We start from the raw sequence: 476 nt of genomic DNA on the forward strand, positions 1-476 counted from the left end.
TTATAAATTGGGTGTTCTGCTAATATTTTCATATTAAACCATCATTAATCTCCGTTTTATTCGCCTGTTAATTTAAAAACAAGATCTTGTCGATCGATTATCCTAATTGTTGTTCGCTTCTCTGGCAACTAACCTGTGCCCACATTAATCACGCAGCCTGTCGTCCCGGAGGTCATAATGGAGAGACGCTACAGGGCCGCGAAAGGCATCAACGGACTGGTATTGTGTTACTCCGCAGACTGGACGCGCCGGACGGCATTTGAGGTGCTTTTCCGGGACGCGCATCCGGACTGTGAGGTCCTCTCTACAGGTAGCGCATCAGACCTGCTGAGACTGCTCTCCCGTCTGAGACCACAGTGTCTGATACTGGATGTGGTCGCCCGTAATCACGTGGGACTGCTTTACAACCTGAGACGATGTAACCGGAACGCGCACTTTGTCATTATTCAGAACAGTGTTCGTCTTTCTGATAAAGC

At 48.3% G+C, this 476-nt stretch carries 1 protein-coding gene; it reads left to right on the top strand.

Annotated elements, in window-relative coordinates; all coding sequences use genetic code 11:
• Positions 1-177: 177 nt before the first annotated feature.
• Positions 178-476, top strand: a 299-nt coding sequence (locus ACU8YC_RS26725; protein ID WP_446896224.1) for a hypothetical protein, incomplete at its 3' end; no start/stop codon positions are given.

The sequence above is a fragment of the Citrobacter sp. VF227 genome (assembly GCF_052950715.1).